This window comes from Nocardioides sp. Z50_6 (genome assembly GCF_058215755.1).
Window position 1 is genome coordinate 203,703 of record NZ_JBZAJB010000006.1, and the last position, 23,589, is coordinate 227,291.

The 23,589-nt window shown below is 73.4% G+C and carries 25 protein-coding genes; 11 read left to right on the plus strand and 14 right to left on the minus strand.

Annotated features, from left to right (window positions below; all coding sequences use genetic code 11):
- The first annotated feature begins 24 nt into the window (after positions 1-24).
- The 3 genes from AC4BGE_RS15400 to AC4BGE_RS15410 all read left to right on the plus strand — a co-directional run bounded on the left by AC4BGE_RS15400 (position 25) and on the right by AC4BGE_RS15410 (position 2,547).
- Complete coding sequence (locus AC4BGE_RS15400) at positions 25-909, plus strand: glutamate ABC transporter substrate-binding protein (RefSeq protein WP_490575833.1); 885 nt, start codon at positions 25-27, stop codon at positions 907-909.
- A 100-nt stretch (positions 910-1,009) separates the two neighbouring features.
- Positions 1,010-1,693, plus strand: a complete 684-nt coding sequence (locus tag AC4BGE_RS15405) for an amino acid ABC transporter permease (protein WP_489964543.1) — start codon at positions 1,010-1,012, stop codon at positions 1,691-1,693.
- On the plus strand, positions 1,693-2,547 hold the full coding sequence (locus tag AC4BGE_RS15410; protein ID WP_490569565.1) for an amino acid ABC transporter permease: 855 nt from the start codon (positions 1,693-1,695) through the stop codon (positions 2,545-2,547). The genes AC4BGE_RS15405 and AC4BGE_RS15410 overlap by 1 nt, the downstream gene beginning before the upstream one ends.
- A 6-nt stretch (positions 2,548-2,553) precedes the next feature.
- On the opposite strand, the gene AC4BGE_RS15415 is transcribed toward AC4BGE_RS15410, so the two are convergent.
- Positions 2,554-3,441, minus strand: coding sequence for an aldo/keto reductase (locus AC4BGE_RS15415; protein WP_490575834.1), 888 nt, complete (start codon positions 3,439-3,441; stop codon positions 2,554-2,556).
- A 46-nt stretch (positions 3,442-3,487) separates the two neighbouring features.
- On the opposite strand from AC4BGE_RS15415, the gene AC4BGE_RS15420 reads away from it, so the two are divergent.
- Positions 3,488-4,108, plus strand: coding sequence for a TetR/AcrR family transcriptional regulator (locus AC4BGE_RS15420; RefSeq protein ID WP_490575835.1), 621 nt, complete (start codon positions 3,488-3,490; stop codon positions 4,106-4,108).
- Here the strand turns inward: AC4BGE_RS15420 and AC4BGE_RS15425 are convergent.
- Entirely contained in the window at positions 4,098-4,871 is a 774-nt protein-coding gene (locus tag AC4BGE_RS15425) for a methyltransferase domain-containing protein (RefSeq protein ID WP_490569568.1), read from the minus strand. The two genes, AC4BGE_RS15420 and AC4BGE_RS15425, sit on opposite strands and share 11 nt — an antisense overlap.
- 66 nt (positions 4,872-4,937) lie before the next feature.
- Here AC4BGE_RS15425 and AC4BGE_RS15430 point away from each other — a divergent pair, with 66 nt between their 5' ends.
- Positions 4,938-5,423, plus strand: a complete 486-nt coding sequence (locus AC4BGE_RS15430; RefSeq protein ID WP_489964537.1) for a MarR family winged helix-turn-helix transcriptional regulator — start codon at positions 4,938-4,940, stop codon at positions 5,421-5,423.
- A gap of 9 nt (positions 5,424-5,432) precedes the next feature.
- Here AC4BGE_RS15430 and AC4BGE_RS15435 read toward each other — a convergent pair whose 3' ends face one another.
- The 7 genes from AC4BGE_RS15435 to rsmI form a co-directional block, all read right to left on the minus strand.
- The gene (locus tag AC4BGE_RS15435) at positions 5,433-7,226 is read right to left on the minus strand and encodes an ABC-F family ATP-binding cassette domain-containing protein (RefSeq protein ID WP_490575836.1); all 1,794 of its coding nucleotides are present in this window, start codon (positions 7,224-7,226) and stop codon (positions 5,433-5,435) included.
- Complete coding sequence (locus AC4BGE_RS15440) at positions 7,226-8,152, minus strand: 4-(cytidine 5'-diphospho)-2-C-methyl-D-erythritol kinase (RefSeq protein ID WP_490575837.1); 927 nt, start codon at positions 8,150-8,152, stop codon at positions 7,226-7,228. Before AC4BGE_RS15440 ends, AC4BGE_RS15435 begins: the two co-directional genes overlap by 1 nt.
- Positions 8,149-9,012, minus strand: a complete 864-nt coding sequence (rsmA, locus tag AC4BGE_RS15445) for a 16S rRNA (adenine(1518)-N(6)/adenine(1519)-N(6))-dimethyltransferase RsmA (protein WP_490569571.1) — start codon at positions 9,010-9,012, stop codon at positions 8,149-8,151. Before rsmA ends, AC4BGE_RS15440 begins: the two co-directional genes overlap by 4 nt.
- Positions 9,013-9,050: 38 nt before the next feature.
- Positions 9,051-10,172 (minus strand): resuscitation-promoting factor, encoded by a 1,122-nt coding sequence (locus AC4BGE_RS15450; RefSeq protein ID WP_490575838.1) that lies wholly within the window; start codon positions 10,170-10,172, stop codon positions 9,051-9,053.
- 276 nt (positions 10,173-10,448) lie between these two features.
- Complete coding sequence (locus tag AC4BGE_RS15455; protein ID WP_490575839.1) at positions 10,449-11,333, minus strand: TatD family hydrolase; 885 nt, start codon at positions 11,331-11,333, stop codon at positions 10,449-10,451.
- Complete coding sequence (locus AC4BGE_RS15460; RefSeq protein ID WP_490575840.1) at positions 11,330-12,166, minus strand: alpha/beta fold hydrolase; 837 nt, start codon at positions 12,164-12,166, stop codon at positions 11,330-11,332. The genes AC4BGE_RS15455 and AC4BGE_RS15460 overlap by 4 nt, the downstream gene beginning before the upstream one ends.
- Positions 12,163-13,047 carry a 16S rRNA (cytidine(1402)-2'-O)-methyltransferase gene (rsmI, locus tag AC4BGE_RS15465; protein ID WP_490575841.1) on the minus strand — a complete coding sequence of 295 codons (885 nt, stop codon included), beginning with the start codon at positions 13,045-13,047 and terminating at the stop codon, positions 12,163-12,165. Before rsmI ends, AC4BGE_RS15460 begins: the two co-directional genes overlap by 4 nt.
- Before the next feature lie 40 nt (positions 13,048-13,087).
- Here rsmI and AC4BGE_RS15470 point away from each other — a divergent pair, with 40 nt between their 5' ends.
- Genes AC4BGE_RS15470 through AC4BGE_RS15480 form a run of 3 tightly spaced genes read left to right on the plus strand, consistent with a single transcriptional unit; the run spans position 13,088 to position 15,898 of the window.
- A complete protein-coding gene (locus AC4BGE_RS15470) occupies positions 13,088-14,671 on the plus strand; it encodes a dolichyl-phosphate-mannose--protein mannosyltransferase (protein WP_490575842.1) in 1,584 nt (527 codons plus the stop codon).
- Positions 14,672-14,678: 7 nt separating this feature from the next.
- On the plus strand, positions 14,679-15,665 hold the full coding sequence (locus tag AC4BGE_RS15475; RefSeq protein ID WP_490569577.1) for an iron-containing redox enzyme family protein: 987 nt from the start codon (positions 14,679-14,681) through the stop codon (positions 15,663-15,665).
- Entirely contained in the window at positions 15,662-15,898 is a 237-nt protein-coding gene (locus AC4BGE_RS15480; RefSeq protein ID WP_490569578.1) for a CDGSH iron-sulfur domain-containing protein, read from the plus strand. Before AC4BGE_RS15475 ends, AC4BGE_RS15480 begins: the two co-directional genes overlap by 4 nt.
- A gap of 6 nt (positions 15,899-15,904) precedes the next feature.
- On the opposite strand, the gene AC4BGE_RS15485 is transcribed toward AC4BGE_RS15480, so the two are convergent.
- The gene (locus tag AC4BGE_RS15485; RefSeq protein WP_490575843.1) at positions 15,905-17,464 is read right to left on the minus strand and encodes an FAD-dependent oxidoreductase; all 1,560 of its coding nucleotides are present in this window, start codon (positions 17,462-17,464) and stop codon (positions 15,905-15,907) included.
- A 132-nt stretch (positions 17,465-17,596) separates the two neighbouring features.
- Between AC4BGE_RS15485 and AC4BGE_RS15490 the strand changes: the two genes are divergently transcribed.
- The 3 genes from AC4BGE_RS15490 to AC4BGE_RS15500 all read left to right on the plus strand — a co-directional run bounded on the left by AC4BGE_RS15490 (position 17,597) and on the right by AC4BGE_RS15500 (position 19,542).
- Positions 17,597-18,331 (plus strand): ANTAR domain-containing protein, encoded by a 735-nt coding sequence (locus AC4BGE_RS15490; RefSeq protein WP_490575844.1) that lies wholly within the window; start codon positions 17,597-17,599, stop codon positions 18,329-18,331.
- A gap of 147 nt (positions 18,332-18,478) precedes the next feature.
- Complete coding sequence (locus tag AC4BGE_RS15495) at positions 18,479-19,285, plus strand: SigB/SigF/SigG family RNA polymerase sigma factor (RefSeq protein ID WP_490569581.1); 807 nt, start codon at positions 18,479-18,481, stop codon at positions 19,283-19,285.
- Between the two features lie 83 nt (positions 19,286-19,368).
- On the plus strand, positions 19,369-19,542 hold the full coding sequence (locus tag AC4BGE_RS15500) for a CsbD family protein (RefSeq protein ID WP_490569582.1): 174 nt from the start codon (positions 19,369-19,371) through the stop codon (positions 19,540-19,542).
- 45 nt (positions 19,543-19,587) lie between these two features.
- Here the strand turns inward: AC4BGE_RS15500 and AC4BGE_RS15505 are convergent, their stop codons facing one another.
- The 4 genes from AC4BGE_RS15505 to AC4BGE_RS15520 are packed head-to-tail and all read right to left on the minus strand — an operon-like array spanning position 19,588 to position 23,535.
- Complete coding sequence (locus AC4BGE_RS15505; protein ID WP_490575845.1) at positions 19,588-20,436, minus strand: glycosyltransferase family 2 protein; 849 nt, start codon at positions 20,434-20,436, stop codon at positions 19,588-19,590.
- Positions 20,433-21,392, minus strand: coding sequence for a glycosyltransferase (locus AC4BGE_RS15510; RefSeq protein ID WP_490575846.1), 960 nt, complete (start codon positions 21,390-21,392; stop codon positions 20,433-20,435). The genes AC4BGE_RS15505 and AC4BGE_RS15510 overlap by 4 nt, the downstream gene beginning before the upstream one ends.
- Positions 21,389-22,465 (minus strand): glycosyltransferase, encoded by a 1,077-nt coding sequence (locus AC4BGE_RS15515; RefSeq protein ID WP_490575847.1) that lies wholly within the window; start codon positions 22,463-22,465, stop codon positions 21,389-21,391. The genes AC4BGE_RS15510 and AC4BGE_RS15515 overlap by 4 nt, the downstream gene beginning before the upstream one ends.
- On the minus strand, positions 22,462-23,535 hold the full coding sequence (locus AC4BGE_RS15520) for a glycosyltransferase (protein ID WP_490575848.1): 1,074 nt from the start codon (positions 23,533-23,535) through the stop codon (positions 22,462-22,464). Before AC4BGE_RS15520 ends, AC4BGE_RS15515 begins: the two co-directional genes overlap by 4 nt.
- Between the last annotated feature and the right edge of the window lie 54 nt (positions 23,536-23,589).

Sequence of the window (23,589 nt, forward strand, 5' to 3'; positions counted from 1 at the left end):
CCCGAGAAAAGCAAGGGAGAACGCATGCGATTCATCAGGAGCAAGGCGCTCATCGTCGGCGCCACGCTGGCGCTGACCATGGCCGCCTGCGGCGACGCGGGCGAGGACGACGCCGGTGAGGAGGTCGAGGTCTCGGAGAACGCAGCCGAGGACTTCGAGGACGGCACGCGCATGAAGGAGATCGCCGAGTCCGGCAAGATCACCGTGGGCGTCAAGTTCGACCAGCCCGGCCTCGGCTTCAAGGGTGCCACCGACGACATCCCGAAGGGCTTCGACGTCGAGGTCGCCAAGATCCTGGTCGCCGACCTCGGCATCGACCCGAACAACGCCGACATCTGGACCGAGACCATCTCCGACAACCGCGAGCCCTTCCTCCAGGAGGGCCGCGTCGACCTGGTGCTCGCGACCTACTCGATCACCGACGACCGCCGCAAGGTCGTCGGCCAGGCCGGCCCCTACATGGTCACCGGCCAGCAGCTCCTGGTCCCCGCCGACAGCGACGTCGAGAGCATCGACGACCTCAAGGGCAAGGAGGTCTGCTCGGTGACGGGCTCGACCTCGATCGACCGGATCAACGAGCAGGGCGCCAAGGGCGTGGGCTTCGACAGCTACTCCGAGTGCGTGCAGAAGGTGCTCGACGGCACCGTCGAGGGCATGTCCACCGACGGTGCGATCCTGGCCGGCTTCGCCGCCCAGAACGAGGGCCAGCTCAAGGTCGTCGGCGAGGAGTTCTCCGAGGAGCGCATCGGCGTCGGCTACTCCCAGGACAGCCCGGAGATGTGCCAGTGGATCAACGACACCCTCACCGAGGCGTTCGAGGACGGCACGTGGGCGAAGGCCTTCGAGGACACCCTCGGCCCGTCGGGCGTCGAGACCCCCGAGCCCCCGGCGCTGGACGACTGCGCCTGATCCAGGCGTGACCACGCACCACGCATGACGCCATGACCCGGGGCGGCGCACCACGCGCCGCCCCGGGCCAGGTCCCCACCACCGAGAAGGGAAGCCCGGCTTGACCGCAGTCCTGGACAACCTCGACCTCTACTTCAAGGGCTTCGGCTACACCGTCTTCCTCTTCCTCTTCTCCGGTGTCCTCTCGATGCTCCTGGGCACGCTGCTGGTCGCCTTCCGCGTCGGCCCCGTCGCGGTGCTGAGCAAGGCCGCCGCCTTCTACGTCACCACCGTGCGCAACACCCCGCTGGTGATCGTCTTCGCCTTCTTCTCCTTCGCCGCACCGGTGCTGGACATCCGGTTCAACTGGCTGCAGATCTCGTTCGGCGACTTCGACCTCACCGCCTTCTTCGGCGCCGCGGTGGTCTCCCTCTCGCTCTACACCTCCGCCTTCGTCTGCGAGGCGCTGCGCTCCGGCGTCAACGCCGTCCCCCTCGGCCAGGCCGAGGCGGCGCGGGCGATCGGCCTCCCCTTCGCCGGCGTGATGCGCCAGGTGGTGCTGCCCCAGGCGTTCCGCGCCTCCGTGCCGCCGCTGGCCAGCGTGCAGATCGCCCTGATCAAGAACACCTCGGTCGCCGCGGTCTTCGGGGTCGCCGAGGCGGTCTCCCAGATGCGCTCGTTCACCAACAACTACAGCTCCGAGCGCACCGCGATCTTCATCGCCTTCGCCCTCGGCTACATCGTGCTCGTCGAGCTGTTCTCCTTCGCCGCCAACCGCCTCGAGCGTCACTGGAGGATCGCCTGATGAGCACCAGCGTCCTGTTCGACGCCCCCGGGCCCCGTACCGTCGCGCGGCACCGCCTCTACAGCGTCGTCTCGCTGGTGGCCCTCGTCGGCCTCGTCGCCTGGGCGGTCTGGCGCTTCTACGACGCCGGGCAGCTCGCCGGCGAGAAGTGGGAGGTCTTCGTGACCCCCCGCTTCGTCGAGGCGCTCCTCGTCGACGGGGTCCTGGAGACCGTCAAGATGGCCGGCACCGCGGTGGCAGGCGCCGTGGTCTTCGGCGCCATCTTCGGCCTGGGCAAGATGTCGGACCACGGGTGGGTCAGGTGGCCCGCCTGGGCGGTGGTGGAGTTCTTCCGCGCCGTCCCGGTGTTGCTGCTGATGGTCTTCACCTGGTACGCCCTGGGCATCGCCGACGGCAGCTCCTCCTACTGGGCGGTGGTCATCGCACTCACCCTCTACAACGGGTCGGTGCTCGCCGAGGTGCTGCGCGCCGGGGTCAACGCGGTCCCCCCGGGCCAGGCGGAGGCGGCGTACGCCATCGGGATGCGCAAGACGCAGGTGATGAACATCGTGCTGCTGCCGCAGGCGGTGAAGATCATGCTGCCCGCGATCATCAGCCAGTGCGTGGTCGCGCTCAAGGACACCGCGCTCGGGCTCTACGTGGTGGCGCCGGGCCTCACCCAGGTCTCCCGCCAGATCTACCTCGAGTTCGACAACCGGGTGCCGACCCTCTTCGTCACGGCGCTGCTCTACATCGTGATCAACCTGGTCCTCACCTGGCTGGCCACCCTGGTGCAGAAGCGCTTCGTCGGCGAGAAGAAGGTGCTCCAGGTCTCGATGGTCGGCGGCGCTCCGGACGACGACAAGCGGGTCTGAGCGCGCTCAGGAGCCGGTGGCCCACTGCTGGGAGGAGGCGTCCAGCCGGGCGACGTCCTCGGCGTCCAGCCGGAGCTGCAGCGCCTCGACCGACCCGCGGATCGACTCCGGCCGGCTCGCGCCCGGGATCGGGATGACGCACGGGTCCTGCGCCAGCTCCCAGGCCAGGGCGACCTGCTGGGGGGTGGCGTCGTGCTTGCGCGCGACGTCGCCGAAGTCGGGGAACGACGAGCCCAGGCCGGCGGCGTGCGAGATGCCGCCCAGCGGGCTCCACGGCAGGAAGGCCAGGCCCAGCTCGGCGCAGAGGTTCAGCTCGGGGCGCGAGCCGCGGAAGCTCGGCGAGAACCGGTTCTGCACCGAGACCAGGGAGCTGCCGAGGATGCCGTGGGCCAGGCGGATCTGCGCCGGGTCGGCGTTGGAGAGACCCACCCGGGCCACCTTGCCCTGGGCCACCAGCTCGGCGAACGCGCCGATCGTCTCCTCGTAGGGGACGGCCGGGTCGGGGCTGTGGTGCTGGTAGAGGTCGATCCGCTCGACGCCGAGGCGCTCCAGGGAGCCCTCGACCGCCTCGCGGATCCACTCCGGGCGCCCGTCGGTCGGCCATGCGGCGCCGTCGCGGCGCAGCCCGCCCTTGGTGGCCACGACCACCTGCTCGGTGTCGCCGGCGTAGGAGGAGAGCGCGTCGGCGACGAGCCGCTCGTTGTGGCCGAGCCCGGTGCCGTCGGGGGCGTAGCAGTCGGCGGTGTCGATCAGGGTGACGCCCGCGTCGAGCGCGGCGTGGATGGTCGCCCGCGCCCGGCCGGCCGCCTCCTCCCCCCCGATGGAGAGCGGCATGGCGCCGAGGCCGATCGCACTGACGGCACTGTCGCCGAGGGGTCGTTGCGGGAGGCTCATGCGCCCCACCCTAGTCAGAGCGAGCCGACCGCTTAGGCTCGTGCGCATGAGCACCAAGCCGCCACGCAGCCGGATGACGGGAGCCGAGCGCCGCGAGCAGCTCATCGACGTCGCACGCGGGCTCTTCGCCGAACGAGGCTTCGACGGGACGGCGGTGGAGGAGGTGGCCGCCCAGGCCGGGGTCTCCAAGCCGGTCGTCTACGAGCACTTCGGCGGCAAGGAGGGCCTCTACGCCGTGGTCGTCGACCGGGAGGTCACCAGGCTGCTCACGATGATGCGGGCCTCGCTGACCGGCGACAGCTCCCGCGAGCTCCTGCAGAACTCGGTGGGGGCGCTCCTCGACTTCATCGAGCTGAGCCCCGAGGGCTTCCGGATCCTGGTCCGCGACAGCCCGGTGGGGGCGTCGACGTCGACCTTCAAGTCGCTGATCGGCGACGTCGCGAGCCGGGTGGAGGGCATCCTGATGCAGAAGTTCGGCGAGAAGGGCCTCGACCCGGAGGTCGCCCCGATGTATGCGCAGATGCTGGTCGGGATGACCGCCATGCTCGGTCAGTGGTGGCTCGACGCCCGCCAGCCCGCCAAGGAGGTCGTCGCCGCACACCTGGTCAACCTGGCCTGGCACGGGCTCTCCGGCATGGAGGCCAGCCCGAGCCTGCTCACCCCGTGACTGCGGCCACCACGAAGATCCGGCGGAAGGGCAGCACCACGGCTCCGTCCGTGGCCGGGTAGGCCTCGCGCAGCCGGCGACGGAACTCGTCCTCGAAGGCGGGCCGCAGGTCGCTCGGCAGCGCCTGGAGGGTCGGGCGCGCCCCCGTCGCCGAGACCCACTCGAAGACGGGGTCGGGGCCGGAGAGGACGTGCAGGTACGTCGTCTCCCACGCGTCGACCGAGCAGCCCAGGCCGCGCAGCGCCCTCAGGTAGGTCGCCGCGTCGTGCGAGTCCGGGACCGCGGCTCCCCCGGTGTGCGCGGCGTACGGCGGCGAGGCGGCGAGCTCGCGCCGGATGGTGTGGCTGGGCTCCTCGAAGTTGCCGGGCACCTGGAAAGCCAGCCACCCGCCGGGACGGACCGCCCCGAGGAGCGCGGGGAGCAGGTCGAGGTGGTCGGGCAGCCACTGCAGCGTGGCGTTGGAGACCAGCACGTCGACCGGGTCCGGACCGGCGGCGAGCCAGTCGCGCAGGTCCGCCACCTGCCAGGCGATGCCCGGCACGGCGCGGGCGCGCTCGATCATCTCGGGACTGGAGTCGACCCCGGTCACCTCCGCCCCGGCCCAGCGCTCGGCGAGGAGCCGGGTCAGGTTGCCCGGGCCGCAGCCCAGGTCGACCACCCGGGCCGGCGCCGCGGCGGGGACCCGGGCGAGCAGGTCGACGAAGGGGCGACCGCGCTCGTCGCCGTACTCGAGGTAGAGGGCCGGGTCCCAGGAGAAGGTCATGACGTCCACCCTCGCCAACATTTGTCTTGATGTCAAGATTCTCGACCGTCCGATAGTGTGGGACCCATGCGGGACGAGGTGGACGGGCTGGTCGAGGCGTGGGCGCGCGAGCGCTCCGACCTCGACCTCGCGCCCGTCGAGGTCTTCAGCCGGATCGGGCGCCTCGCCCGGCACCTCGACCTGGCTCGCCGCTCGGCCTTCACCGCGCACGGCATCGAGTCGTGGGAGTTCGACGTGCTCGCCGCGTTGCGCCGCGCCGGCGAGCCCTACGAGCTCTCCCCCGGGCGGCTGCTGCGCGAGACCCTGGTCACCAGCGGCACCATGACCAACCGCGTCGACCGGCTCACCAGCCGGGGCCTGGTCGAGCGGCTGCCCGACCCGCACGACCGGCGCGGCGTGCTGGTGCGCCTCACCCCCGACGGCAAGGTCACCGTCGACGGCGCCTTCGAGGCGCTGCTCGAGGCGGAGGGCCGGTTGATGAGCGACCTCCCCGACGCCGACCGGGAGCAGCTGGCCGCGTTGTTGCGCAAGCTGCTCCGCCCCTTCAGCTGACCGGTCGGCTCACTCGACCTGCTCGGCCGCCTCCAGCCACTCCAGCTCGAGCTCGTCGCGCTCCGCGGCCAGCTCCTGCAGGGTGGCGTTGAGCGCGCCCATCCGCTCGTAGTCCTCGCCGGCCTCGAGGATCTGCGCGCTGAGCACGGCCTCCTGCTCGGTGATCCTCGCCAGCTGCTTGTCGATCCGCGCCATCGTCTTGCGGGCGGCGCGCTCCTCGGCGCTGCCGCTGCGCACCTTCGGCGTCGGCTCGGCGGCTGCGGAGGCTGAGGGTGCTGCGGCCGCGGCGGCCAGCATCGCCTGGCGCCGCTCCAGGTACTCGTCGACCCCGCGCGGCAGCATCGAGATCTTGCCGTCGTCGAGCAGCGCCCACACCGAGTCGGTGACCCGCTCCAGGAAGTAGCGGTCGTGGGAGACGACCACCAGGGTCCCGGGCCACCCGTCGAGGAAGTCCTCCAGCACGGTGAGCGTGTCGATGTCGAGGTCGTTGGTCGGCTCGTCGAGGAGCAGCACGTTGGGCTCGCTCAGCAGCAGCAGGAGCAGCTGGAGGCGCCGGCGCTCCCCGCCGGAGAGCTCACCGATGCGGGTGGTCAGCCGGTCGCCGGTGAAGCCGAAGCGCTCGAGCATCGAGGTGGCGGTCACCTCCTGCCCGTCGGCGGTCCTGGTCACCCGGCGTACCGACTCCACCATCGGCAGCACCCGCGCGTCGGGGTCGAGGTCGTCGAGCTGCTGGCTGAGGTGCTGCATGGCGATCGTGCGGCCGTGCTTGACCTTGCCGGCGCGGGGCGCGAGGTCGCCCGACAGCATGGCCAGCACCGAGCTCTTGCCGGCGCCGTTGACGCCGACCAGGCCGACCCGGTCGCCGGGGCCGAGCCGCCAGGTGGCGTGGGAGAGCAGCTGGCGCTCCCCGCGGAAGAGGTCGACGTCCTCGACGTCGAGCACGTCCTTGCCCAGGCGCTGGGCGGCGAAGCGCTGCAGCTCCAGGCGGTCCCGCGGCGGCGGGACGTCCTCGATGAGCTGGTTGGCGGCGTCGATGCGGAACTTCGGCTTCGAGGTGCGGGCAGGGGCGCCGCGGCGCAGCCAGGCCAGCTCCTTGCGCACGAGGTTCTGCCGCCGGGTCTCGCTGGCCGCCGACTGGCGCTGCCGTTCGGCCTTGGCCAGCACGAAGGCGGCGTACCCGCCCTCGTAGGAGTCGACCTGGCCGTCGTGCACCTCCCAGGTGGTCTGACAGACCTCGTCGAGGAACCACCGGTCGTGGGTGACCACGACCAGGGCGCTGGGCAGGGAGGCGACGTGGCGGGCCAGCCAGGCCACGGCCTCCACGTCGAGGTGGTTGGTGGGCTCGTCGAGGATCACCAGGTCGTGCGGCTCCAGCAGCAGGGCGGCGAGCGCGCAGCGCCGCCGTTCGCCCCCGGAGAGACCCGTGACCGCCCGGTCGAGGTCGATGCCGACCAGCAGCTCGCGCACCACCCCGCGTGCGGTGGCGTCGGCGGCCCACTCGTGGTCGTCCTTGCCCCGCAGCACCGCCACGCGGACCGTGTGGGTGTCCTCCAGCTCGTCACCCTGGTGCAGGTAGCCGACGTCGAGGCCGCCGGTGCGCGAGACGCGACCGGAGTCCGGTTCCTCGATCCCGGTCATCACCTCCAGCAGGGTGGTCTTGCCGTCGCCGTTGCGGCCGACGATGCCGATCCGCTCCCCCGCGCCGATCCCGAGGGAGACGTCGTCGAGCAGCGGGCGGATCCCGTAGGACTTCGAGACGCGCTCGAGGTTGAGCAGGTTGGGACGCACCGAGCCGCCGGCCATCAGAGGACCTCCACCATGTGGGCGCCGGCGACCGGGCCGACCGCCAGCAGCGCCAGCGGATGGACCGCCGCCATCGCGTCGGCCACCGACTGGGCCGCGTCGGTGGAGTCGCAGAGGAAGACGCAGGTGGGCCCGGAGCCGGAGACCAGCCCACGCAGCGCACCCTCCGCCTCGCCGCGCTCCAGCACCCGGGACAGGTCGGGACGCAGGTCGAGGGCGGCGGGCTGCAGGTCGTTGTGGAGCGCCACTGCCAGCCGGCCGGGGTCGCCGTAGGAGAGTGCCTCCAGCACCCGGGTGGCCGGCGACGGCTCGTCGGGGGCGTCGGGGAAGAGGGCGTCGAAGCGCCGGTAGACCTCGGGGGTGGAGAGGCCGCGCTCGTCGGGCACCACCACCCACGCGTAGTCGCCGTGGTCGGCGACCTCGGTGACCTGCTCGCCGCGCCCCTGCCCGCGGGCGGTGCCGCCCAGCAGGGCGAAGGGCACGTCGCTGCCCAGCTCGGCGGCCATCGCCAGCAGCTCCGAGTCGGGGGTCCGCAGGTCCCAGAGACGGTCCAGCGCCACCATCGCGGCGGCCGCGTCGGCCGAGCCCCCGGCCATCCCGCCGGCCACCGGGATCGACTTGCCGATCCGCACCGCCGCGCCGGGCCCCTGCTCGCCGCCCATCAGCCGCCCCACCCGGTCGACGATGTTGGCGCCGGGTGCGGGCACCTCGGTGCCGAGCAGGTACGGCGCCAGGACGGTCTCGACGGTCCACTCCGAGGACGCCGCCACGGAGACGTCGTCGTAGAGGCTGACCGCCTGGTAGACGGTGTCGAGCGGGTGGAACCCGTCCTCGCGCGGCGCGCCCACCCCGAGGTGCAGGTTGACCTTCGCGGCCGCCCGCACGGTCAGCACGCCCGACTCGGCACTCTCCAGCCGCCTGATCACGAGACCTCCTGGAGCTTCTCGGCGATCCGGGCGAAGTCGGCGACGTCGAGGACCTCGCCCCGGGCCTGCGGGTCGACGCCGGCGGCGACCAGCGCGGCCTCGGCGGCCTCGGCGGAGCCGGCCATCGCACGCAGGGTGGCGCGCAGGGTCTTGCGCCGCTGGGCGAACGCCGCGTCGATGACCGCGAAGACCTGCTGGCGGGTGGCCGTGGTCGCCGGCGGCTCGCGACGGGTCCAGGCCACCAGCCCGGAGTCGACGTTGGGCGCCGGCCAGAAGACGTTGCGGCCGACCGCGCCGGCCCGGCGCACGTCGGCGTACCAGGCCGCCTTGACCGACGGGACCCCGTAGACCTTCGAGCCCGGGGAGGCGGCCAGCCGGTCGGCGACCTCGGCCTGGACCATGACCAGCCCCCGCTCCAGCGACGGCAGCAGGGCCAGCATGTGGAGCAGCACCGGGACCGAGACGTTGTAGGGCAGGTTGGCCACCAGCACGGTGGGCGCCGGCCCCGGCACCTCGGTGATGCGCAGCGCGTCGCCCAGCACCACCTCGAAGCGGTCGACGTGGTCGGGCGCGCGCTCGGCGATCGTCGCCGGCAGGCGCCCGGCCAGCAGCGGGTCGACCTCGACCGCGACCACCCGGCCGGCGGCCTCGAGCAGGGCCAGGGTCAGCGAGCCCAGGCCCGGCCCGACCTCGACGACCACGTCGTCGGGACCCACCGCGGCGTCGCGCACGATGCGGCGCACCGTGTTGGCGTCGATGACGAAGTTCTGCCCCCGCTGCTTGGTGGGGCGCAGGTCGAGCTCGGCGGCCAGCAGACGCACCTCCGCCGGACCGAGGAGCCTCGGCGGTCTCGTCGTCATGCGGGTCACCCTATGACCTGGCACCCCCGGCGGGAGAGTCAGCGCAGGCCCAGCTGCGCGCTGCAGTGGGGCCACTGGCCCCAGCCCGCCCGCGCCTGCAGGATCGAGGCCCGCTTGATCTGCTCCTCGCGGCTGTGCTGGTGCGGGAGGCCGGTGCCGCCCACCGAGCGCCAGGTGGCGGCGCTGAACTGCACGCCGCCGTAGTACCCGTTGCCGGTGTTGGTGGCCCAGTTGCCGCCCGACTCGCACTGCGCGAGCCGGTCCCAGACGGTGTTGCCGGAGGAGTAGTCCGGACCCGACGAGCGGGTGCCGACCTTGACCGTGGCGTCGACCGCCTTGCGCCGCACCTTGGCGTCCAGCACCGTACGGCGGACCAGGTCGCCGTTCTCGTAGCGCAGCCGGTAGGTGACGTCGCGCAGGCCGGGCCGGCCCTCGCGGACCACGCTGCGCTCGCCCTCCAGCATGCCGTCGTCCTTCTTCTCCACGGTGCGGAAGCCGACGCGCTCGCCCTTGACCTGCTTGCGCACGACCTTGACCCGGGTGACGGTGATCCGGTCGCCGGGCTTCACCTCGCGGCCCGGGGCCGGCTTGACCTCGTCGTCGGCGTCGAGGCTGACGTCGAGCTCGTCCAGCACGTCCTGGACGGTCAGCGCAGGCACGTGGTGCTTGCGGGCCTTGCGGCCTGCCACGGCCACCGAGACCGGCTTGGGGGTGACGACCTCGAGCTCCATGCCGGAGCGCCGGATGGAGGCGCTGCGGCTGGCCGACAGGTCGGCCCCGCGGAAGCGGTCACCGATCTGGGCCAGCGCGCCCGCGACGTCGGGGGCCGTCACCCAGTGGGTCTCGGCGTCGCCGTCGACGACGAGCTCCAGGGGACGGCTGAAGGCGACGGTCACCTCGCTCCCGTCGCTGACGGGGGTGGAGAGACCGGGCGCGACCTCGTCGCGCTCGCCGATCTCGATGCCCTCGGCCTCCAGGACGTCGGCGACGGTGTCGCCCATCGCGCTGATCTCACGCGTCTCGCCGTCCAGCGTCAGGGTCACCGACTTGGTCAAGGCGGCGTAGCCGAGGGTGGTGCCCACCAGCGCCACGGCCACGAAGGCGGCCAGCGTGACGAGCAGCGGGGTCTTCTTGCTGAGGTGTGCGATCTTTTCGCGCACGAGTCTCCAAGCTTCGTTCTTCCCGGGCCTCGGTGCCGGATCCGGCATCCACGTGCTCCTGGTGAGGTGCGGTGTGGGGCGGTCCCGGCTGGCGAAGTCATCCGATCCCGGCCAACAGTCACGAGACGATAACGAGAATTGGGTAGGCGCCAAACTCGAACCGGTGAAAACCGGGAGAAAGTGACACTCCTCTCGCCCCACAGACCACATCTGCCCCAGGACCGACATGCGTCACGCCAGAACAGGGTCGGGCACGGAGCTCGGGGAGGCCCGCGGCTACCAGGAGCCGCCGAACGCGGCGTCGGTGTTGGCCTCGATGGCCGCGCACAGCGTCTCGAGGTCGTCGCCGCGGACCTGCGCCATCGCCCGCACCGTGTGCGGGACCAGGTAGGAGGCGTTGGGCCGGCCCCGGAACGGCACCGGCGTCAGGTAGGGCGCGTCGGTCTCCACCAGGATCCGGTCGCGCGGGGCCAGCGCCAGCGCGTCCCGCAGGGGCTGGGCGTTCTTGAAGGTCACCGTGCCGGCGAAGCTCAGGTGGGCCCCCCGGTCCAGGCAGGCGCGGGCGAACGCCGCGTCGCCGGAGAAGCAGTGCATCACCCAGCGGTCGGGGACACCCTCGGAGTCGAGGACCCGGAGCACGTCGTCGTGGGCGTCGCGGTCGTGGATGACCAGCGTCCGGTCCAGCCGCTTGGCCATCTCGATGTGCCGCCGGAAGCTCTCCTCCTGCGCGGGCCGGCCGTCCTCCCCGGTGCGGAAGTGGTCCAGGCCCGTCTCGCCGACGGCGCGGACCCGGTCGTGGGCGAGGGCCAGCGCCTCGATCTCGGCCAGTGCCTCCTCCAGCCGACCCTCGGCCGCCAGCCGGGGTGCCTCGTTGGGGTGGAGCGCCACCCCCGCGACCAGCGCCCCGTGCTCCTGCGCCGCGGCCACCGCCCAGCGGGCGCCGGGCAGGTCGCAGCCGATCTGCACGATCCGGGGCACCCCGACCGCGGCGGCTGCGGCGATGGCCTCCTGCGTCGCAGGCGGATCGCCGTCGGCGATGTCGAGGTGGCAGTGGTTGTCGACCACCGGGTGGGGCAACGGCTCGGGGGCCGGCGGGCGGACCCTGTCGCGGGTGGCGCCGCTGGCCCGGCTCGGCCGGTCGACGGGGGTGGGCTGGCTCATCCCACCGAGGCTATCCGGGCCAGGATCGCGGCCGTCAGCTCCTCCGGCGCCTGCCTCGGGATCCAGTGGTTCATCCCCTCCAGCACCACCAGCTCGTAGTCGCCGTCCACGAAGTCGCCGCAGGCCTGCGCCGCCTCCCGCGAGAGCGCCACGTCCCGGTCGCTCCACACGTAGGTGGTGGGCACCTGGATCCGGCCCACCGAGGGCGGGGAGAGGAAGGCCCCGCGGTACCACCCGAGCGCGCCGGGCAGCGCTGCGTCGTCCACGATCTCGCGGTGGAAGCGCTCCACGTCCTCGGGGCGCATGCCGCCCTTGAGCAGCGGTACGTCGATCAGCTCCGGACGCAGCCGGACCACCGTCTCGACCAGGGCGGGGACGGCGAAGGGCGCGACGTACCAGGACTGCGCCAGCTGGGGGCCGTGCAGCGCGGCGTGCACCATGGCCTTGGGGTGCGGCACGGAGACGGCGGTCAGGCAGCGGACCAGGTCGGGACGCCGGTCGGCCAGCGCCCAGGCCACCACCGCGCCCCAGTCGTGGCCGACCAGGTGGACCGGGCTCCCCACCTCCTCGACCAGGGCGACCACGTCGTGGACCAGCTCGGGGAACCGGTAGGACCACCGGGTGGCCGGCCGGGCCCCGGCGGAGTAGCCCCGCTGGTCCGGGGCGAGGGTGCGCAGCCCCGCGTCGTGGAGCAGGGCGCTGACGGCCTGCCAGGAGCCGGCCCGCTCGGGGAAGCCGTGGAGCAGCACCACCGGGTCGCCGTCCTGGGGCCCGCTGTCGACGACGTCGAAGGTCAGCCGACCGCGTCGGTACGACGGGATCCGGCCGCTCATCGGACGTGCACCACGTCGTAGACCACGCGCTTGGGCACCCCGGCCCTCTTCGCGACCGCAGCGATCGCCTCCTTGCGACTCATCCCGTCCTCCTCCGCTGCCGTGACGGCAGCCGCGAGGCTCTCCGGGTCGTCGGCCACCTCCGGGGCACCCTCCGCCCCGGCGACCACCACCGTCACCTCCCCGCGTACCCCGTCGGCGGCCCACTCAGCCAGCTCGCGCAGCCCGCCGCGGCGCACCTCCTCATAGGTCTTGGTGAGCTCGCGGCAGACCGCGCCCGGGCGGTCGTCGCCGAAGGCGTCGGCCAGCACGGCCAGCGCGGACGCCGTGCGGTGCGGGGCCTCGAAGAAGACCATCGTCCGCTCCTCGGCACGCAGCGAGTCGAGGCGGCGGGCCCGGTCGCCGGCCTTGCGGGGCAGGAAGCCCTCGAAGCAGAACCGGTCGACCGGCAGCCCCGAGACGGCGAGCGCGGTCAGCACCGCGCTCGGGCCCGGCACCGCGGTCACCCGGACGTCGTGCTCGACCGCCGCGACCACCAGGCGGTAGCCGGGGTCGGAGACGCTCGGCATCCCCGCGTCGGTCACCAGCACCACCCGCTCCCCGGCGAGCAGCGCCTCGAGCAGCACCGGGGTGCGGGCCTGCTCGTTGCCCTCGAAGTAGGAGACCACCCGACCGCCCAGCTCCAGCCCGAGGTCGCTGGTCAGCCGGCGCAGCCGGCGGGTGTCCTCGGCGGCCACCACGTCGGCGTGGGCGAGCTCGTGGGCGAGTCGCGGCGGGGCGTCGCCCACCTGCCCGATCGGCGTCGCGGCGAGCACCAGCACACCGGGCCCGCCGGGGGTCGATGAGGTGGCGCCACGCCCTGGATCCCGCTCTGAGTGCATGCGCCCATCCTGCACCCGCATCCGTCTACAGTGTCCGTTCGTGACCCCTCCGCGCCGCCGACCACGGCTCCAGGACCCGGTCGTCGCGTGGTCCGCGGCGCTGCTCCTCACCGGGGTCACGCTCTTCCTCCGGCTCTGGCGGCTCGGCTCCCCGCACCAGTTCTCCTTCGACGAGACCTACTACGCCAAGGACGCCTGGTCGCTGGTCAACCACGGCTACGCGCGCGGCTACACCGAGGGCGCCGACGAGAAGATCCTGGACGGGACCACCGACGGCCTGTGGACCGGCGACCCCTCGATGGTCGTCCACCCCGAGGTCGGCAAGTGGCTGATCGGGCTGGGCGAGCACCTCTTCGGGATGGACCCCTACGGATGGCGGGTCGCCTCGGCGGTGGTCGGCTCGCTGATGGTGCTGGTGATGTGCCGCCTCGCGCTGCGCCTGACCGGCTCGGTGTTCTGGGGGCTGCTGGCCGGCCTGCTGCTCTCGCTCGACGGACTCCACCTGGTGCTCTCCCGGCTCGCGCTGCTCGACATCTTCATGGCCTTCTTCCTGCTGTGTGCCGTGCACTGCCTGGTGGCCGACCGGCAGTGGTTCCGGCAGCGGCTGGAGGAGCGCGTCCCCGGCGGGGTCACCCGCGGGTGGGGGCCGCGGGTCTGGTTCCGGCCGTGGCTGCTGGCCGGCGGCGTCGCCTTCGGCCTGGCGGTGGGGACGAAGTGGACCGCGCTCTACCCGCTGGCGGCGTTCGGCCTGCTGGTGTGGGCCTGGAGCGCCGGCGCCCGACGGGCTCGCGGCGTGCGCTGGCCGGTGCTCCGCTCGGCCCTGCTGGACGGCGTCCCGGCCTTCGTCCACCTGGTGCTGGTGGCCTTCGTGGTCTACGTGGCGTCCTGGTCGGGGTGGCTGGCCCACGCCGACGAGTACGAGCGCGCGCTGTCCAGCACGCAGTACACCACCCACGACGGCGGGGAGCCCTGGCCGACCCGCGACGAGCCCGACGCCGAGGGCCTCGGCGAGCTGAAGCAGTCGCTGACCTCCCTGGCCCACTACCACCGCGACGTCTACGCCTTCCACACCGAGTTCCTCAACGACGCCACCCACACCTATGCCTCCAAGCCCCACGGCTGGCTGCTGATGAACCGGCCGGTCGGCGTCGCCACCGAGCTCGACATCGCACCCGGCGAGCAGGGGTGCGACGCGCCCCAGGGCTCCACCTGCCTGCGCCAGGTGCTGCTGCTGGGCAACCCGGTGCTGTGGTGGGGCGGGACGCTCGCGCTGCTCGCCTCGCTGGTGCTGTGGGTCGGTGCGCGCGACTGGCGCCTCGGCGTGCCCGTGGTGGGCACCGCCGCCACCTGGCTGCCCTGGTTCCAGTACGACGACCGCACCATCTTCCTCTTCTACGCCGTCGCGACCCTGCCGTTCCTGGTCCTCGCGGTGGTGCTCTGCCTGGCCCGGCTGGTCGGCCCGGATCCGCGGCCGAACCGTCGGCGGACGCTCGGCGCGGTGCTGGGCGGCTCCTTCGTGGCCCTGGTGGCCCTCTGCTTCGTCTGGTTCTGGCCGGTGTGGACCAACGAGCTCCTCACCCACCAGGAGTGGCTGGAGCGGATGTGGTTCCGCCGCTGGATCTGAGGCTGGCATGACCCGGCCCGGCGCCGGGTACGTCGGGACCATGCAGTTGCCTCCTCCCCGCGGGACGCTCAGTCACCGTCTGCGAGACGCCCTGGCCGCGTCGAGCCCCCGCCCCCTCGCCTCCCGGCCGGCCCCGGTCGCCGACGACGACCACGACGCCCAGCTGAGCCTGTGGATGCTGCACGAGCTGCACTACGGGGGCTTCGACGGCGTCGACGATGCCCTGGAGTGGGACCCGATCCTGCTCGGCCTGCGCCGCCACCTCGAGGACGACCTCGAGCAGGACCTCCGCGCGCGCTTCGAGAAGTCGGGCACCACCGCGCAGAGCGCGGAGGAGATCTTCCGGCTCGCCGACGAGCACGAGGGCGCCTCCCTCTCGCCGTACCTGCACCGGCACGCCACCCGCGAGCAGTTCCTCGAGCTGCTCCGGGCCCGGTCGGTCTACCACCTCAAGGAGTCGGACCCGGTCTCCTGGGTCGTCCCCCGGCTCGGCACCGCCGCCAAGGCGGCGCTGATGGAGCTGCAGTACGACGAGTACGGCGGCGGCGACCCCAACCGGCTGCACTCGCACCTCTTCGCCCTGGGCATGCGCGCCTGCGGGCTTGACGCGACCTACGGCGCCTACGTCGCCGAGACGCCCACCGAGGTGCTGGAGCAGAACAACGTGATGACGCTCTTCGGCCTGCACCGCCGGCTGCGCGGCGCCGCTCTGGGCCACCTGGCCGCCTTCGAGGTGACCAGCTCGCTGCCGAGCCGGCGGATCGCCCAGGGCCTGGACCGCCTCGGCCTCCCCGAGGAGATGCAGCACTACTACCGCGAGCACGTCGAGGCCGACGCGGTGCACGAGCAGCTGGCGGTGCGCACCATCTGCGGCGCCCTGCTGGAGGAGTCGCCCGAGCTGCTGGAGGACGTCATCTTCGGCGCCTTCACCTGCCTGGACCAGGAGGACCGGATCGCCCGGCACTTCCTGGAGCGGTGGGAGGCGGCGGCGTGAGCGCCGAGCCCGGCGGCCGGCCGGGGCCGGTCGGCCGTATCCCGCACGCCGACGTGGTGATCTGCCCCGGCGGCCCGATGCTGCTGCGGGGCGACCACCTCGTCGACGACGGTCAGGGCAACGTGGTCCGCACCGAGCGGCCGGTCAGCGCGGTCTGCCGGTGCGGCAAGACCGAGACCGCCCCGTGGTGCGACGGCACCCACAAGGTGCTGCCGCCCAAGCTCCGCCCCTGAGGGGTCTCACTCCTCGACGCGCCGCAGCGGCGCGGTGGCCGGCCCTTCGACGACCTGCCCGTCGAGCTCGAAGCGCGACCCGTGGCAGGGGCATTGCCACTTCTCCGCCGTCTCGTCGAGGGAGACGAGGCAGCCCATGTGCGTGCAGGCCGCGGCGACCTGGTGGAGGACGCCGTCGTGGTCCCGGTAGGCCGCGACCACCTCCCCTCCTCGCTGGAAGCGGCCGGCCGCCCCCGGGGCGAGGTCGGCCGCGGAGCCCGGGAGGACGGTGCTGCCGGCCGCGACCAGCCGGCCGGCGACCGCGTTGCCCACGAACGCCGCCCCCTGCTCGGCGGCCTGGCGGCTCTCGGCCCCCCAGCGGGCCCGGCGCAGCGTGAAGAGCTCGCGCCAGCCGAGCTCCGCGTCGTCCGGACGCGGCCGGACGACCCGACCGACGTCGGAGTCGAGGACGAGGTCGCGCAGCAGCACCCCGGCCAGCGCGCCGCTCGCCATCCCCCACCCGCCGAACCCGGTGGCCGCCCAGACCCCGGAGCCGGGCCTGGTCAGCGGGCGCAGCTCGCCGATGAAGGGGATGCCGTCGGGGGTGTGGTGGTCCTGCGCCGACCACTGGCGCTCCGCCTCGTAGCCGGGGAGCCGGTCGCGGGCCCAGCCCATCAGGTCGCTGAGGCGGACCGCCGCGCTCTGCTTGCCGGGCATGTAGGAGGCCCCCGAGACGAGCAGTCGCGCCCCGCCCTCTCCCCCGGCCGGTCGCAGCGCGGGCGAGACGGGACCGAGGCCCACGTACATGTCGGGCAGGGAGAGCGCCTCGGGCAACAGTCCGCTGAGGACGTGCTCGCGGTGGGTCTTGAGACGGGCGAACAGGAGGCCCTCGGAGAAGGCTGGGAAGTGGGTGGCGACCACGACGTGCGGCGCCCGCACGGTGTGGCCCTGCTGGGTGACCGCGCAGTGCGGGTCCCCGGTGGCGAGCTCGACGACGCGGCTCTCCTCGTGGAGCACGCCGCCGGCCCGCACGAAGTCGGCGGCCAGGGCGTCGAGGTAGGCGACGGGGTCGATCATCAGCTGGCGGTCGAGCCGGAGCGTCTCCTCCACCTCGAAGGGCAGCCCCGGGTCGGACCCGGTCCGCACCTCCAGGCCGCACTCGGCGAGCACCTCGGCCTCGCGGCGCAGCGCCGCCGCCTCCTGCGCGTCCTCGGCGAAGATCCAGCTGGCCCGCCGCTCCAACCCGCAGCCGCCACCGATCCGGGCGACCACGCCGGCCAGGTGCTCCACCGCCATCAGCTGGGACCGCGCGTAGGCCCGGGCTGAGTCCAGGTCGGCACGGTCGGCGATCCGCGAGTAGGTCGTGCCCTGGAGCGCGCTCACCTTGGCCGTCGACCCGCCGGTGGTGCTGCTCCCCAGCCGGCGCGCCTCGAGCAGCACGACCCGCCGCCCGGCCCGGGCCAGCTCCCAGGCGGTGCTCAGCCCGGTGATGCCGGCCCCGATCACCACCACGTCGCACTCCGCGTCGGCACCCAACGGCGGGTGCGGCACGGCATTCCTGCCGTCGAGCCAGATCGGGCCACTCACACGTGCGGCGTACCCCGGGGGCCCCGCCGGGAAACCGTGGGTGTGCCTTTGGCCCCACGGATGGTTGAATGTCTTCGGAGGTTCTGCCGCGAGCTTCTGCGCCCGCGTCGCATGCTCCCTCGGAGGCACGCATTGATCAGACAGCTCGAGGCGGTAGGCCGCGAGGACTCGTTCGTCCACTGCGAGGAAGCCGCCTGCGTCCTCGACGAGAACCTCGTGTTCCGGGCGGTGAACCCCGTCTTCACCACGGTGACCGGCTTCACCGAGGACGAGCTGCTCTCCTTCGGCCTGCTCCACGTCTTCCCCGAGAACCCCGACGACCCGGAGAGCGACGGCCACCTTCAGATGAGCCGCTCCGCCGAGCGGGTGCTCCGTGAGGGGCGTCTCCACCACCTGCTGCTCCAGCGCTACGACATCCCCGACCGCTCCCTCCCGGGAGGGTTCCTCACCCGCTACTGGCTGCCGGTCAACCGGCCCCTCCTCGTCGACGGCGCCGTCCGGGGCGTGGTCAACCGGGTCCGCCCCCTCGACCCGCCGACCTCCGCCGCCCGGGCTGCGATCGCTGCGGTCCACGACGCCACCGAGGGCGGGATCTTCCTCGACGAGCCCGCCGCCGAGGAGCGTGTGGCGGCGCTCTCCCAGGCCCTCGAGCAGATCAGCAACCTCGGTCACGAGGTGCTCCAGCTCCGGGAGGCGCTCACCTCGAGGGCCACGATCGAGCAGGCCAAGGGACTCCTGATGGCCGACCGCGGCTGCGGGCCCGACGAGGCCTTCAAGGTGCTGGTCAAGCTCTCCAACGACACCAACGTCAGGGTGGCCGAGGTGGCCGCCGCACTGGTCTATCGGGCACAGATGGCTGCAGAGTGATTCCCCGTTCCGAGCGGTCGAAACCTTAGTACCTGAAGTATTTTCTCGCGTGCCCGCTGGCTTGCGAGTCGTCGACAGGCGTGCTTATGTAGGGCGAGTGGTCGAGAAGTCGTTGCCACGTCAACCCCCGTTTGTGGGAGGTTCCTCGTGCTGCAGAAACTCGCCAGCAAGGCTGGCGTAGAGAACATCTGGCCCGACCCGGCAGACCGCCGGGCGGCCACCGCCCAACTGCTTGAGAAGGCCGCGACCAAGGAGGGTGACGAGCGCCGCGAGATCGAGGAGCTCGTCGTCGAGCTCAACGTGGACGTCGCCCGTGACGTAGCCCGTCGCTACCGCAACCGCGGCATCGACCTCGACGACCTCGAGCAGGTCGCCTGCCTGGGTCTGGTCAAGGCCGTGCGCCGCTTCCAGGCCGACAAGGGTCGCGACTTCCTGAGCTTCGCCGTGCCCACCATCCGCGGTGAGCTGCGCCGCCACTTCCGCGACCGCGGTTGGATGGTCCGCCCCCCGCGCTCCATCCAGGAGATGCAGGCCGCCATCAACGGCGCCGAGGAGGCGCTGGTCCAGGAGCTGGGCCGGTCTCCGCGACCCCGGGAGATCGCCGCCCACCTCGGCGTCGAGCTCGACCTGGTGCTCGAGGCGCTGGGGGCCAGCGGGTGCTTCGTGCCCAGCTCCCTGGACGCGCCGCTCACCCCGGGTGAGGCCAACGAGCTCGGCAACTCCCTCGGCGAGGACGAGTTCGGCTTCGACGCCGCCGAGGCCCGCGCGGCGCTCGAGCCGGTGCTGGCCACCCTCACCGAGCGGGAGCGGCTGATCCTCGAGCTGCGCTTCGCCGGCGGCAAGACGCAGGCCGAGATCGGGGCGGACATCGGCGTCACCCAGATGCAGGTCTCCCGCCTGCTCAGCGCCACCCTGGCCAAGCTGCGCACCGCGATGGACGCGCCGGCGGCCTGAGCCCCGACGACGGCGTCGGGCGCGCATGGGGGCGGCCTGCGGCGGGTACGGACGCTGCGTCCCCAATCAAGGAGGAAAGACCCATGGGTCTCGACGACAAGATCTCCAACGCGACCGACAAGCTGTCCGGCAAGGGCAAGGAAACCGTCGGAGACGCGACCAACGACGACCAGCTCAAGGCCGAGGGCAAGGGCGACCAGAGCGTGGCCGACCTCAAGCAGGCCGGCGAGAAGGTCAAGGACGCCTTCAAGAAGTAGCCGTCCCGGCACATCGACAGGCTGGGAGCGCGTGACCTGACAGCCTCAGGACACGCGCTCCCAGCCTGTTGGCGTCTGGCGCACCAGGCCGAGGCGCTCGAACTCGCTCAACCAGCCCTCCATCGGCCACCACCCCCAGCGGTCCCGGAAGAGCCGGGCGTTGCGGACGATGTCGTCCAGGTGGCGCACCGGGGGGTCCTCGACCGGGTGCCACTGGTGCCGGGCGAGGGCGCCCCCCACCCACCACCCCGGCACCCCGGCCGCCCGGGCCCGTTGCCCCAGGTCGGTGTCCTCTCCCCCGTAGCCGGTGTAGGCCTCGTCGAAGCCGCCCACGGCCCCCCAGGCCCGCGGGCCGACGGCGAAGGAGAGCGACCAGAAGAGCCGCCAGTCCTCGAGCGGGACCAGCTCGCCCACCGCCGGGGCCGGCCGGGCGGGGTGCGGCCGTGCCGCGGCCAACTCCGCGTCGTCGTAGCCCCGGTCGGGGTCCCGGGGCGGAGGGAGGTAGGCCACCGGCCCGCACAGCAGCGGGGCCTCCCCGGCCTGCCGCCCCGCGGCCTCCTCGTAGCGGGCCAGCAGGTGCTCGTCGGCGAGGCAGTCGACGTCGAGGAGGACGGCGAGGTCGGCCCCGTGGGTCCAGGCCGCGTCGACCGCGCGGTTGCGGGCGCGCGCCAGCGGCAGCCGCCCCTCTCCCCCCGCCGCGGCGTCGACCGCCAGGTCGACCACCCGGGTCCGGTCGGCCAGGGGGCCGGCGGCCACCACGTCAGGGATGTCCGGGTCGCCCATCGACACCACGACGAGCGCGTCGGGCCCTCTAGAGCCGGCGGCCAGGGACTCGTGCTGGCGGGTCAGGTGCGCGTGCCGCCCGGCCACCACGGTGGCCACCACCAGCCTCACGCGAGCAGCTCCGCGAAGCGCCGCGCGCCCTGGCCGTCGTGCCAGCGCTTCCACGCCTCGCCTCCCACGGAGGTGGCCCGCGCCAGCAGCCCCGGCCAGCGGGCGTCGTCCGGCCAGGCGGTCAGCGGCACGCCGATGCCCAGGCCGGCCAGCCGGGCCACCGTGTGCTCCTGCTCACCGAAGGGGCGCGGGTCGGCGACCACCACGGCCGGCGCACCGGCGGCGGCGACCTCGGCGACGGCGTTCTGCCCGGCGTGGGTGACCACCACCTCCGCCGTGCACAACAGCTCCCACACCGTGTCGGGGTCAGTGGTCGTTGCCGCACCGAGCCATTCGCGGCCCGGCGCGGCCCGCCGGAGCCGGGCCAGCAGCTCCTCGCGCGCGCACGCGCCGCCGGTGCCCCAGAGCAGGTAGCCCGTCCCGGGACGCCGGGGCCCGGTGGGCACAGAAGCGTCGAAGCGGCTGATCGCCCCGACGGGACGCACCCGGCTCCCCCCGTCGTCACCGTCGGCCCCGGCCGGCCAGGCACCGACCAGGAGGTCGGCCAGGTCGCGGCCCAGCCGGTGCGCCGGGTCGCTGCGCTCGCCCGGCATGGCCACCACCGCCACGGGGACGCCGCAGAGCCGGGCCAGCACGGTGATCTCCACCGAGACGTCCACCACGACCAGCCGGGGCCGCGCCCGGGCGATCCAGGAGGCCACCTGGGCCGACCGCACGGCCAGCCCCTCGTCGTGCCGCGGGACCCAGTGCAGGACGCCGTGCGCGGTCACGTCGCGTCCCTCGGCGCCGGCCGTCCCACCCCGGTCGTCGCGGGCCAGGGTGATCCACTCCCGATGTGCCCCGGGAGGGGGCGGCAGCGAGCTGAGCACCGTCACCGGCTCCGCGAGGTGGGCGGTGACCGAGAGCATCCGGTGCAGGTGCCCGGCGCCGTGGTGGTGGACGTACCAGCCGATCACGCCGCCGGCTCCGCGTCCAGGGTGGCGAAGAGGTCAAGGTAGCGGTCGACCATGGTCTCCACCGAGCAGGAGGTGACGGCCCGGTGGCGGGCCGCGGCCCGGTCGAGCCGCTCGGCCTCAGGCACCGCGGCGGCGGCCGCCTCGACGTCGCCGCCGGGCACCAGCCGGGCGCTGAGCCCGTCGACCACCTCGGGCAGGCCGCCGCGGGCGAAGCCCACCACCGGGGTGCCGCAGGAGAGGGCCTCGGCTGCCACCAGCCCGTAGGGCTCGTCCCAGTCGGGGGTCACCAGCGCGGCCGAGCTGTGGCCCACCAGCCGCGCCAGGTCGTGCTGGTGCAGGTGACCGGCGTAGCGGGCCCGGGGACCCAGGCGCGGCAGGACCAGCGCGTGCCAGTAGTCGCGGTCCACCACGGGCCCGGCGATCACCAGCCGGCGACCCGCTCGCTCGGCGATGTCCAGGGCGAGGTGGAGGCCCTTCTCCGGCACGATCCGGCCGAACCAGACCAGGTCGTCGCCGCCCGGCCCCCGCGGCCAGAGCCGGGTGTCGATGCCGTTGGGCACCACCATCGCCGTGGTGACGTGGGACCACTGCCCGGCCGTGAAGTCGCTGACCGCCACGAAGCGGCTCCCGGTGCCGGTGGACAGGTCGACGGCCGGCTCCAGCCAGGGCGTGGGCGGTGTGTGCAGGGTGGTCACCATCGGCGCCGGCAGCGCGTCGGCCATCGCCACCGGCAGGTAGTGCAGGGAGTTGTTGTGCACCAGGTCGACGTCGGTGCAGGCGGCCAGGGCGAGCATCAGCCGCAGGTAGGCGTGGTGCTGCTCGAGCCACTCCCCCGGCAGCATGGAGACGTCGGCGCGCGCCCGGTCGCTGATCCGCGGCGGGCGCACGGTCAGCTCCTCGACGCCGAGGAGCGGGTCGCTGCCGGGTGCGGCACAGACCCGGACCTGCACCCCCCGGGCGGCCAGCCCCCGCGCCAGGTGCCAGGTCATCGACTGCAGCCCGCCGGCGAACGGCTCGGCGATCGGGTAGCGCGAGTCGGCCACGATCGCGACCCGGAGGGGCTGCCTCCTCACGCCCCGAGCACCGCGGCGTAGAGGCGCTCGTGCGCCTCGGCGAGCCGGGCCCGCTCGGCCCGGCGCTCGGCGACCTCCGCCCGCCACCGGGGGCGCTCCGCACGGGCGCGGAGCACGGCCCGCTCCAGGCCGACCGCGTCGAGCCCGTCGCGGTCGAGCCCGAAGGAGAGGCACGGGCGCTGCTCGGCGTAGTAGCCGCAGCTGGGCGCGGCGACCGCGGTGCCGAGGTCGTGGCAGGCCTCGAGCCAGCCCGAGTGCGTCCCGGACCGGTAGGGCAGCACCGAGAGGTCGAGCCCGGAGAGGTAGTCCCACAGCTGGTCGTCGCAGTAGTAGTCGTGGACCGAGAGCTCCAGCATCCGGTCGGCGGCCAGGTCGGTGAGCGTCTGCGCCACCTCGGCGTCGTAGTTGCCGGAGCCGGGCGTCATCACGTCGGTGTGCACGTCGACGACCAGGCGGGCGTCGTCGAGCGGGGCGAGGACCTTGACCAGGGCGTCCACCACCGCGATCGGCTCCATGCCCGCACGCAGGCTCTTGAGGTGGACCCCGACGACGAAGTCGTCGTGGGTGGGCCGGGGCCGGGCGATCAGGGCCTCCGGCACCACGTGGGGGTGCGGCAGCACCGTCGCGGTCCGCCCCCACCGGCGCTCGATCTCGGCCGCCGCCCCCGGGGTGAGGGTGATGAGCGCGGCCGCTGCCGGCACCAGCACGTCGAGCTGGGCGGCGTGCAGGGCCTCGTCCCGGTGGTGGGGGTTGCTCAGGTCGTGGACGGTGTAGACCAGCGGCTTGCGGCACCAGCCGAGCGTCTCCACCCAGCCGCGCAGCTCGTCGGGGGAGCGCGCGTCGAAGCCGAAGTGCAGGTGGGCGAGGTCGAAGGAGTGCTGGTTGTCCAGCACCCAGCGCACGTCCAGCGCGGCCGGCGGCCACCACTGCGCGGCCGGCACGTCGCCCGGGGCGGGCGGGTCCGGCAGACGCACCACCCGCCGGCCGGCGGCCGGACCGGACTCGTCGGGGGCCTCGAGGTGCCGGACGTAGACGTGCCCCGAAGGGATCGACAGGACACGCATCGTCATCGGGACTCCTGAGCGCGGATGCTGAACGCCCGACTTCCTGAGCGACGCTCGCGG